Raw genomic sequence first — 11430 nt, forward strand, 5'->3', positions numbered from 1 at the left:
AGGATAATATCAAATAACCAACGATATATAATAAAAAACCTAGGAATCCTCAACTTCAATAAGTTGAGGTAGTTCAAAGTAAGATTTATTAAAAACCTATAAATTTACAGGTTTTTTTAAGTATTATAATTTATTCATCACAGTTTTTCCGTTCACGATTGTCATCACTGGCATTCCAATATAACTCCATCCGTCAAACGGTGAGTATTCAGCTTTTGTTTCAAACTCTTCAATGTTGAATTTTCCTTCTTGTTTTAAATCAATTACCGTAAAATCAGCATCCTTGCCGATAGCTATTTCACCTTTATTCTTCATGCCATAAACTTTTGCAGCATTTGAGGATAATATTTTCGGAATCAGTTTGAAATCAAGGTTTCCTTTATTTACTTCGGTTAAAAGAAGGGGCACTACTGTTTCCAAATTAGGAATTCCAGGTGATGATGCCCACACTCCTTTTGTCTTGTCTTCAAGTGTGTGCGGTGCATGGTCTGTTCCGATTATGGATGTTTCGTCAAGGTCTCCGATTGTTATGCTTTGCTGTTTTTCTCTAAGCGGAGGATTGGTTTTTATGAAAGTGCCATATGTATTGAAAGCGGAATTATCAAGTAATAGGTGGTGAGGTGTAAATTCCCAGCTAACTGGCTGTGTTTTGCTTGCATCTTTTGCAAGACTCAATGATTTGGAGGAACTCAGATGACATATATGCAATCTTAAATCGTTTTTGCCTGCAAGTTCGATGGCCTGTTTTACAGATTCGTCTTCTGATGTTGCAGGTCTTGCATAACTGTAATCTATTGCTTCATTTTTATCTTTTTCCTTTAATTTCGCTGTTTCATTTTCCACTATTGACCTTTTTTCACAGTGAACTGCCACGAGACCGTTGTAATTTGTCTTATTTTTCAAGGTTCCCAAATTTGAGAAAATCTCCTCCAGACTCTCGTCACTTTCCAAATCCATAAACACCTTGAATGAAATTGGGTTCAATTCAACCATCTTTTCCATCTCTTCCAGGCTGTTGTGACCTGCCTGGAGCTCAAAATTAACAACGGATTTTTTGTTTGCAAGTTCCATTTTTTCCTTAAGGGCTTTATAGGTGTTTGTTTTTGGAAGTGTGTTGGGCATGTCAATTACAGTTGTAAATCCTCCGTTTGCAGCGGACATGCTTCCTGTTTTGAAATCTTCCTTTTGAGTTAGGCCCGGATCTCGGAAATGAACATGGGGGTCGATAAAACCTGGAAGTATATAATTGTTTTTTATATCTATTGTTTGACTTGTCTCAAGGGGTGTTTTTGAAATGTCAGATATTTTTCCGTCTTCAACTTTTATAAAATACTCTCCGATTTTATCAACCAGTTTACAGTTTTTTATTACTAAATCCATTGTTGGTCTCCTAATTTTGTTTGTTATTATTTGTATTTTTAAAGCATAAGTTTTTTTAAATTTAATTGCTATATTTTATTTTATGTCTTTGGTTTCAAATATTCTTTCACGTGATATGGATTTGTTTTATAATGATTTGGATGAAAAGTATGAAATTTCTGACACTTCGTCCGAGATAAATTTGGTCGCTGATTTCACAGAGTATAATCCTTTACACAACGGTCATTTTCATTGCATGAAAACTGCAAAACATATGTTTCCTAACTCGTTATTTGTAGCAATCGTGCCGGGGTTATTTGAACGAAGTGGTAGAGGTATTCCATATATATTGCCAAGACAACTTAGGGCAGAAATTGCAATTTCTGTTGGGGCAGACATTGTGGTTGAAGGCCCTCCCATGGGAATTATGGGTTCAGGCCAATATTCCCTATGTCTCTGCAAGATGTTTAAGGCACTGAACACGGATCATATTCCACGCGGATATAAACCTGTTGAGGCAATGGATGAAATTTTAAAAAGGATTAATATGGGTCATCATGTAGCTCCAAAACCATATAAGATTGTGGATAAGACCTCCAATGAAATTCTTCTGAAAGGAAAACTGGAGGAAGACAATTATGTCATTACTTCATTTTCAAATTCATTGAGCAAAATAGGTTTTGACTATACCGGCAAATTTATTTTTGTCGAGCGCATTGGTGGGGTAAGCGGCACTCTGATTCGTGAAAGCATTATAAATGATGATTTTGAAAATGTAGTGGACATGATGCCTTCAAAAACAATTGAAGTGCTGAAAAGGGAAATCAAAAATGAGGGCATAATATACGGAATTCGTGATGTGGAAAGAATTTTGACCACAGCTAATGACTATTCATTTGACCAGCTGGCTCATTTAAACCTGTTCAATGAAAAATTAGCTCAAAATATTGTTGATAATAGACCTTACGGAAATATTGAAAGCATCGAAAATGCTATTCTTCAGGGATTCTCATCACATTTCCGCCAAAGGGTACTGAGCATTTTGGAAAATCCGATTCCTAAAAAATTAATTTCTGACTATATTGATAACTATCCTTCTGTAATCAGGGTTTTGGGATATAGAAATGATGATTGTCTGGAAAAATTTAAAAAAAAGGTAAATAATGAAAATATTTCATTATTTTAAGGTTGTGGAGTTAAAAGATGATTAATCACATTTTGTGGATTTTGAAGTGCAAATATTGCATCCATAAATGTTGGATAAGTTGCCTGCAATAAGAACAGGTAAATGATGTAGTAAAGCACAATTAAAATCACAATGATTAATATGATTGTTAACAGGATGTCTACGGCACCCATAGGTTCTTTTTCATCTTTGTAATTAATATCATGGATTCCTTCTTTTTTGTCTGCAGTATCTTTAATCTTTTTACCGGAGCTCATTTCTTGAGCTATTTCTGCTCTGATTCTGGCTTCCATTTCCTCTGGAGTTTCATTTCTAGGAACCTGTCTTTGAGGAGCTTGTTGTTGAGTTGGCTGAGGAGTTGGCCTTGGACGATATTCTTTTTTGGTTAAAGATCCATATTGGGCTTCATCTTTGGCTAATTGTTCTCCTAAAGGAACCTCATTTTCATCAAAGTACAAATCATCTAAGTATTTTTCATATTTGTCCTCAAGGTTTTGTCTTGCATTGGTTGTTGGTGGTTCATAGTCATGGTCAGGGTATATGAATTCTTCTTCCCTGCTGACAGGTTGTTGTTGAATTGTTTCTTGAGGAATATATTCATGTTCTTGTTGTGCAACTTGTGGTTCTTCTTGATAAATAGGTTCATTTTCACTTATGTAAGAAGATTCCAAACCTCCGGAATATTCAACAGTGTCCCTGACGTTGTATGGGGAATCATCGCTGATGGCTTTATACTCTTGAACAGGTTCTTCTTCGGCATATGGTATTTCATATTCTTCCTGTGGTTGGTATATGCTTTCATTAAGATACTCTTCAGCATATTTTTCCGCTTCTTGAACAGGAGTTTCAGCTACAACTTCTTGTGGTTGTGCAGTTGGTTGCTGTGGAGCTTCTTGTTGGCTTGAATCAATTCCAAGTCCTACAATTTTTTCCAGACAGTCTTTACAATAGACTTTACCTGCAATTTCTAAACCACATTCTTTACATATTGATTTTCCACATATTGCACAGACATCTGTGCCCTCTCTTTCAGGATGATAATGACATTCCATAGTTACACGCTCTAATGAATCTATTTATATTAATTATATATTTTTATTTATAGTTATATAAAACTTTTTCCCAATTATTTTGTTTTATTTAATATTTTCTCTGCTACAATTTCTGATGCTATCAAATCGTCAACGGTTGCAAGAAAGCTTCCCAGATTTTCGCTGTCTATTGTATAGTTGATAGTTTTACCTTCAATTTCACTTTCAAGAAAACCTTCGTTATCAATTTCCAATGCTTTATGAATTAATGAAGCAGATTCTTCGTTTTTGTATTTTAAGGTTAATTTTCCATTTATTTTCATTTTTTCACATTTTTTTAAATATTATATTTTATATATGTTATACGTTTATTGGTCAAAATAGGGTAACCTTTATTAATGACTTAGTCAATATATTTAAGTATTCTATATATTACTATATATGATTTTTTATAGCTATTATTTAAACTTTATTAGTCGTAGCTATTTTTTAATTAAACATGTTTATCATGTTATTTCTATTTCGGAGGAATTATAATGGTTCGTGCTTATACAAGAAGAGATTATATCAGAAAAACCCCAAATTCAAGAATTGTACAGTATGATATGGGTAATTTAAAAGATGAATTCCCAGTATCATTAAGTTTAGCTGTTAAAAAACCAGCTCAAATTAGACACAACTCTTTAGAAGCTGCAAGGATTGCTTCTAACAGATTAATGCAAAGAGCTGCTGGAAGAATGGGTTACCACTTAAAATTAAGAGTATACCCTCACCAAATCGTAAGAGAAAACCCAATGGCTACTGGTGCAGGTGCGGATAGGGTACAAAGTGGTATGAGAAATGCTTTCGGTAAACCGATCAGTGTTGAAGCTATCGTTAAAAAAGACCAAAGAATCATCACTATCGATTGCCAAGAAAAAAACTTTGAACAAGCTAAAGTTGCATTAAAAAGAGCAGGTATGAAATTACCAGTTCCATGTAAAATAGTTGTTGACAAAGGCGCAGATTTAATTAAATAGATTATTTAATTAATTCTTTTTTTACTCTTTTTTTAGATTTTTTCATTTTCATTTCCGATTTTTTTGATTTTCATAATTAAATATTTAAACTTTAAAATTCAAATTTAATATTAATATTGATGTTGTTTTTCAATCAAAAATAGTATCAATTTAATAATAATTTTAATCCAAGAGGTTATATTTCATGTATGTCGTAAAATTTGAGGATTTGAACAAGTCCGATATTGGAATTGCAGGTGGAAAAGGTGCTAATTTAGGTGAATTAACCCAAGCGGGTATTCCTGTACCACCTGGTTTTGTAGTAACTGCACAAGCTTATGAAAAATTTATGGATGAGGCTGGAATTAACGACCAAGTAATGGGAATTCTTGAAAAAATTGATATAAATGATACTAAAGCTCTTCAAGCAGCAGCTGAAGAAATTAAAAAAATCATTATTGAAGCTCCTATCCCAGAAGATTTGGTATTGTTCATCCGTGAATATTACAACGAGCTCTGTCAAAGAGTAGGTGAAGATGATACTGATGTTGCAATCAGATCCTCTGCAACTGCAGAAGATTTACCTGAAGCTTCATTTGCAGGCCAACAAGATACCTTCTTGCATGTTTCAGGCGATGATGAAGTAATAGAATACATCAGAAAATGTTGGGCATCTTTATTTGAAGCAAGAGCTATTTTCTACAGGGAAGAAAATGACTTTGAACACTCAAAAGTATATATTGCTGTTGTTGTTCAAAAAATGGCAAATGCAGATAAAGCAGGTGTAATGTTTACTGTTAACCCATCAACCGGTGAAGAAATAGCTTTAATCGAAGGATCATGGGGTCTTGGAGAAGCTGTTGTTTCCGGAGATGTAACTCCTGATAACTATCAAGTTGATAAAAAAGATAATGAAATCATCAATGTAACAATCAGTGATAAAAAAGTAATGTATACTAATGATGAAAAAGGAACAAGTGTCAAAGTCGATGTTCCAGAGAATTTAAGAAAAGAAAGAGTATTGTCTGACGATGAACTCATCGAATTGACTGAGATGGGTAAAAGAGTTCAGGCTCATTACGGTGAACCTATGGATACTGAATGGGCATTTGAAAAAGACATGTTATTCTTATTACAAGCAAGACCAATCACCACTTTAGGCGATGCAGTTGAAGAAGACGACGATTCCGCTTCAGATGTAGGTGACGTTTTAGTAAGGGGTCTTGGAGCAAGTCCTGGTATGGCATCAGGTAAAGTCAAAATCGTTTTCGACATTGATGAACTGGATAAGATTCAAGACGGCGACATCATGGTTACAACCATGACCACTCCGGACATGGTTCCTGCAATGAGAAGGGCCAGTGGTATTGTAACCGATGAAGGTGGTGTAACCTGTCACGCATCCATTATTTCCCGTGAACTTGGAATTCCTTGTGTTGTAGGAACTGGTAACGCTACATCTACTTTAGAAGAAAACTCAGGCGTTACTTTGGATGGTAAAAAAGGTTTAGTATTTGAAGGAATTTCCGAAGCTAAATCAGAAGAACCTGCAGGAGCAGTCAACGTTGAAGCAGCTCCAATTATCACAGTTACAGAAGTAAAAGCTAATGTCAGTATGCCTGAAGCCGCTGAAAGAGCAGCAGCTACCGGTGCAGATGGTGTTGGTCTTTTAAGAACTGAACATTTAATGTTAACTTCTGGTATTCACCCTGGCAAATTCATTGCTGACGGAAGAGAAGATGAACTGATTGATACTATTGCAGATAATGTTATGATTGTAGCAGATGCATTCTATCCAAAACCTGTATGGTACAGAACCCTTGACGCACCAACCGATGAATTCATCACTTTGGAAGGTGGAGAAAACGAACCTAGGGAACACAACCCAATGCTCGGTTGGAGAGGAATCAGAAGAGAACTCGATCAGCCTGAAATCCTCAAATGTGAATTCAAAGCAATTAAAAAATTACATGAAAAAGGATACACTAACATTGGTATCATGATTCCTTTATCACAAAATCCGGATGAACTCAGACAAGCTAAGGCACTCTGTTCTGAAGTCGGATTTGAACCTCACAAAGATGTTGATTTTGGAATGATGGTTGAAATTCCTGCAGCTGCAATAATGATTGACGAGTATATTAAAGTTGGAATAGACTTTGTAAGTTTAGGAACTAATGATCTGACTCAATACACACTTGCGGTTGACAGAAACAACGAGTTTGTAGCAAAACACTACTCAGAAGAACATCCGGCAGTTATGAAATTGATTGAAAGAACAATCAGAAAATGTGCTGAAGCAGGTGTTAAATGCAGTATTTGCGGTCAAGCTGGTAGTGTACCTCACATTGTTGAAAAACTTGTTGAATTTGGAATTACCAGTGTATCTTCCAATACTGACGCAATTGCTGATGTTAGAAAAACTGTTGCTAGAGCTGAACAAAAAATTATTCTCGACGCTGCCCGTAAACGTCTAGAATAATCTTTTTATTTCTTTTTTTTCATTTTATTTTTATAATAATTATTTTTAATTAGGTCATGTTATGCAAGATAAACCAATAGACAAGGCAGAAATTCTAAAAGAACTTGATGAACTTCATAAATTGGATTATAAATATGCAGATGGTAGAATATTGGGTTCAATGTGTACTGAGGCACATCCATTTGCAAAGGAAGTATATTGCAAATTCCTAGATACTAATTTGGGAGATCCTGGTCTTTTTAAAGGAACAAAACAGATTGAAAATAGGGTTATCCAGTCTATTGGCGAATTATTGTCTCTGGATGAGGCTTTTGGAAATATTGTAACTGGAGGTACTGAGGCGAATCTGATGGCGATTCGTGCCGCCAGAAATCATGCAAGAAAATATAAGGGAATAACTGATGGAGAGATAATTATTCCTGAATCTGCCCATTTTTCATTTAAAAAAGCTGCTGACATGTTAAACCTAAAGATTGTCGAAGCCAAATTGGACGGGAATTATAAGATTGATGTCGATGAGCTGAAAAAAGTCATTTCTGATAAGACTGTAGCTATTGTTGCAATTGCAGGTACAACAGAACTGGGTTTGATAGACCCAATAGAGGATATTTCCAAAATAGCTCATGAAAATAATATTTATTTCCATGTCGATGCTGCATTTGGCGGATTTTCAATTCCATTTTTACGAAAATTAGGTTATGATTTGCCTGTTTTTGATTTTTCACTCCCTGGTGTTTGTTCAATTACGGTGGATCCTCATAAAATGGGTCTGGCACCAATCCCTGCCGGTGGAATAATTTTCAGAAAGGAAGAATATCTGGATGTAATGGCTGTTGATTCTCCTTATTTGACTGTTAAAACCCAATCAACCATTGTTGGAACTCGTTTAGGTGCTTCTTCAGCGGCCACTTTTGCAATAATGAAATATTTTGGAGAAGAGGGTTATTGCAAGTTGGCAGATGGGCTGATGAAAAATACCGAATTCCTATATGGGGAATTAATAAAAATAGGTTATGATGTTGTGTGCAAACCTGAACTTAATATCATTGCTTTCAATCATCCGAATATAGAAACAAATTTGCTTGCTGAAAAATTAGAAAAAAGAGGATGGAATGTTTCTGTAGCTAAATGTCCTGTAGCCATCAGAATAGTTTTGATGAATCATATTAAAATGAGTCATCTAAAAGAATTGGTGGAAGATTTAAAAGAAATATTCTAAATCATTCTTCGGTTATATCTTCAACATACATTAAAGGATAGTTTAACTCTTCAATGAATTCAATTCTTATTGTGGCTTTTACATTATCTACTTTTGTGAATATCTTAACATCTAACATGTCTCCTGTAAGTGATGTGTATTCGAATTCAGTCATTGAATCTTCGAGTTTATCAAATCTGATATTCACTTTTACATCATCAATTGCAGGCTGGAGTTTCATGGATTCTTCCATGCTTTTTTCAAGGACATCTTTAGTGGTTTTGTTGATGGGAGTTCCAACAAATTGGTGGAATAATGCTCCCATACTTATGGCTCCTTCAAAGATGGCCCTTTCTCTTGTAGTTATGTTAGAAAAATATTCTTTATCAACATCCATTATATGCCTCCGTTTAAAAAGATTATATTATCATATATGAACTGGGAAGATATTGGATGAATGCAACAGAAGAAAAGCACTGCTGAAATGATTAAGACTGTAGCGAGGATATAGATTCTTTGATCTTTCGGATACAGTAAACTGACGACCAATCCGACAATTAAGAATATCAGACTTATTATCAGAGCAGTTGATTCTTGAGGATTTTCACTGATGATTTGTGTATTCAGCGGTTGGGTATCAGTCAATTGTCCTTCAATTATCAGTCTGTTTTCTGTTGATCCTATAGGGTCACATGTAATCAGATAAAGTTTGTCTCCACCTGATTGTGCAGAAAGTTGATAACTTGCAGGAACGATTGTTGTGCTTATTACATTATATTTCAATTCTCCAATTCCTGGCCATTCTAAGGTTAATGTGTCTCCTTCGTTTAATTCATTAAGCCTTAAAAACGGAGAACCTTGAAGTGTTCTGTGTCCAAACAGCAGAACATCTCCCTCATCAGGATTGTATGATTCTTGTTCATGGAGTACTCCTTGGGATAAAGAAACGTCGTTGATTTTTTCGTGAACTCCAATCTTATCGATTACTATTGTAGGAGCATCAACATTTCTTTCGGTAATTATTTTTTCAGAAAAATAATTCACTTCTCCCATTGCGTATAATCCTATTATAAGTAAACATATAATGACAATTATTGTTGAAATGCTTGGGCTTTTCATAATATCAATATTTTATTTAACTTATATAATAAGTTTTTCAATTGTTATATGTTGAACTTAGTTCATGTTCCATCCAGCCAGGTGCTTTTGATGTAGGGATTGTCAGGACTATGTTGTCCATGTTGTTTATCATAAAATCAACTTTGTCCTGTGGCGTTTCTATCAACAGCATGTATTGCGCATCCAGGTCACCTAAATTAATTTGCCTTTCATAGTTGGACAGTTTTACCCCATAATCTTCAAGCATTTTAATGGTGTCCTTTTCACTGTAACCGTTAATGATGGATCCTTTTAGAAGTTCCAATACATTTGAGGAGAAAGCCTTCGTATTTTCTGTAGGGTAAGTTTTATTTCCCTTTATTTTCATTCCTGATTTGGAGTATTCTGAATCGATTTCCCCGTTTTCCTCATATCTCATAATGGATAATACTGTACATCCGCTGATGTGTGGGGTGGAATTTGTAATGTTGATTTCTTCTGTGTAATTGCTGTTGAGATAAACGTCAACCACGCTTCCCACATTTATGAGTCCTGCTCCTGCCTGAAGTCTTGAGACTAAAATCGGAACAGATACAGTATTTGGTGTTTCAAATTTGATTTTTGATAATGTTGATGCATCATTTTCGTTGACTATGGTTATGGCATCGTCAATGCTCATCAATACGTTTTTGCTTTCATTTGAATAGATGACCATGATTCGGTTGAATTTGTCGACGCCTGAATGAATCGATTTTTTATGGAATGTCTTCCAGTCCTTTGATGCGGGTGCCATTATGTTTATGTTTTCCAGTTCACCTACGCTTTTTGCATCAGTTATTTTACTTTCTAATTCTAGTGCATTGGCAGAGGTTACCAGCGGTCCTGTGTATAGCTCATGAAGCTCATTTAACTTTGTTGTTTTCATGAGGGACAACTCCTCCTGTTGAGGTTGGTATATTAGAAAATAATATGATGTTATGACTAATGTAATCAGAATAAGTGTGGTTATGATGATTCCGATTTTTCTTTTTTGTTCCTCATTTGTTATTTTTGTGCTTTTCGGATGCAAATAAACTCCAATTTTATGATTCAGTTTTTTAAGTGGGCTTAATTCATCCTTTTTTGCAGGTTTTTGAAGGATTTCCTCTTTAAATTGATTTTTTAAATCATTTGATTCTTCAAAACCTCTCGGAAATAATGGATCTTTTGGTTTGGTCATTTTTCTACTCCTAATTTGTTATTAAAAGTAGATGGTTAATTTAATTGGTTTAAATGTAATTTTTAATTAAATTAATGATGAGGTAGTATAGGCAGAACAATAGCAGTAAAAATGCAGGGATGTTAACGTTAAACAATACGAATTTGATTGGAACGATTAACAACACTATTAAAACACATGAAATTGCTAATATTGGTATGTTGTCAAATTTGGGATAAATTACGGTGCTGACCATAATCAGTGAGACTAAAATGCTTAATATTAATGCAACGTATGGGTTGTAAAGTCCGCTTAGATAGAATGTAGCTAGTATAAATGCAATTCCAGGTATTGGAAATCCGATGAAATCTACTGTTTTTATTTCATCGGCAATTACATTGTATCTTGTCAATCTTAAAACTCCACAAATAACAATTAATAAGCTTACAATAATTATAATTGGTTGAGCGATAGTTGATGTGGTGTTAATGGTGGAATAGATAAATATTGCAGGAGCTACACCAAATGAAATGGCATCTGAGAGGGAATCGATATTTTTTCCGAATCCTAATGTGTCATGTCTATTGGTTTTTCGTGCTACCCAACCATCTACTGAGTCAAACATGATTGCAAATATCATGAATAATGCTGCAAGTTCAAAACTTCCGTTGAAGGAACTTATTATTGATAAAACTCCACAGCACATATTCAATAGTGATATGATATCGGATATTGCTATAAAATTTTTTATATTTGCATCTTCGATTTTCATGTTGAACCTCAGTAATACTTTCTAATTCATATCTTATTAACTTTGGCTTTGTTTTTGCCTTATTTTTATTTATATTTGTTTTTAATTACTTATAAGTGTTATTTTTAT

General features: G+C 34.5%; 11 protein-coding genes. 4 read left to right on the forward strand and 7 right to left on the reverse strand.

Going from position 1 to position 11430, the window contains the following annotated elements; all coding sequences use genetic code 11:
* Positions 1–123 precede the first annotated feature (123 nt).
* Positions 124–1380: a dihydroorotase gene (gene pyrC / locus ACKI2P_RS06300; protein ID WP_407376041.1), complete on the reverse strand. Its 1257-nt coding sequence runs from the start codon at positions 1378–1380 to the stop codon at positions 124–126.
* Between the two features lie 82 nt (positions 1381–1462).
* Here pyrC and ACKI2P_RS06305 point away from each other — a divergent pair, with 82 nt between their 5' ends.
* The gene (locus tag ACKI2P_RS06305; protein ID WP_407376043.1) at positions 1463–2545 is read left to right on the forward strand and encodes a nucleotidyltransferase family protein; all 1083 of its coding nucleotides are present in this window, start codon (positions 1463–1465) and stop codon (positions 2543–2545) included.
* Here the strand turns inward: ACKI2P_RS06305 and ACKI2P_RS06310 are convergent.
* A complete protein-coding gene (locus ACKI2P_RS06310) occupies positions 2542–3597 on the reverse strand; it encodes a hypothetical protein (protein ID WP_407376044.1) in 1056 nt (351 codons plus the stop codon). The two genes, ACKI2P_RS06305 and ACKI2P_RS06310, sit on opposite strands and share 4 nt — an antisense overlap.
* Before the next feature lie 74 nt (positions 3598–3671).
* Positions 3672–3899 (reverse strand): KEOPS complex subunit Pcc1, encoded by a 228-nt coding sequence (locus ACKI2P_RS06315; RefSeq protein ID WP_407376046.1) that lies wholly within the window; start codon positions 3897–3899, stop codon positions 3672–3674.
* Between the two features lie 213 nt (positions 3900–4112).
* On the opposite strand from ACKI2P_RS06315, the gene rplJ reads away from it, so the two are divergent.
* The 3 genes from rplJ (at position 4113) to mfnA (ending at position 8275) form a co-directional block, all read left to right on the forward strand.
* The gene (gene rplJ / locus ACKI2P_RS06320; RefSeq protein WP_407376048.1) at positions 4113–4595 is read left to right on the forward strand and encodes a 50S ribosomal protein L16; all 483 of its coding nucleotides are present in this window, start codon (positions 4113–4115) and stop codon (positions 4593–4595) included.
* 184 nt (positions 4596–4779) lie between these two features.
* Entirely contained in the window at positions 4780–7056 is a 2277-nt protein-coding gene (ppsA, locus tag ACKI2P_RS06325) for a phosphoenolpyruvate synthase (RefSeq protein WP_407376050.1), read from the forward strand.
* A 61-nt stretch (positions 7057–7117) separates the two neighbouring features.
* On the forward strand, positions 7118–8275 hold the full coding sequence (mfnA, locus tag ACKI2P_RS06330; RefSeq protein ID WP_407376052.1) for a tyrosine decarboxylase MfnA: 1158 nt from the start codon (positions 7118–7120) through the stop codon (positions 8273–8275).
* 1 nt (position 8276) lies between these two features.
* On the opposite strand, the gene ACKI2P_RS06335 is transcribed toward mfnA, so the two are convergent.
* Genes ACKI2P_RS06335 through ACKI2P_RS06350 form a run of 4 tightly spaced genes read right to left on the reverse strand, consistent with a single transcriptional unit; the run spans position 8277 to position 11322 of the window.
* A complete protein-coding gene (locus ACKI2P_RS06335) occupies positions 8277–8651 on the reverse strand; it encodes a dihydroneopterin aldolase family protein (protein ID WP_407376054.1) in 375 nt (124 codons plus the stop codon).
* Positions 8651–9373, reverse strand: coding sequence for a class E sortase (locus ACKI2P_RS06340; protein WP_407376056.1), 723 nt, complete (start codon positions 9371–9373; stop codon positions 8651–8653). Before ACKI2P_RS06340 ends, ACKI2P_RS06335 begins: the two co-directional genes overlap by 1 nt.
* 37 nt (positions 9374–9410) lie before the next feature.
* Positions 9411–10571: a hypothetical protein gene (locus ACKI2P_RS06345; RefSeq protein ID WP_407376058.1), complete on the reverse strand. Its 1161-nt coding sequence runs from the start codon at positions 10569–10571 to the stop codon at positions 9411–9413.
* A gap of 49 nt (positions 10572–10620) precedes the next feature.
* Positions 10621–11322: an archaetidylserine synthase gene (locus tag ACKI2P_RS06350; protein WP_407376059.1), complete on the reverse strand. Its 702-nt coding sequence runs from the start codon at positions 11320–11322 to the stop codon at positions 10621–10623.
* Positions 11323–11430 lie beyond the last annotated feature (108 nt).

The organism is Methanobrevibacter sp., from assembly GCF_045541095.1.
In the GTDB taxonomy this organism is placed as follows: domain Archaea; phylum Methanobacteriota; class Methanobacteria; order Methanobacteriales; family Methanobacteriaceae; genus Methanocatella.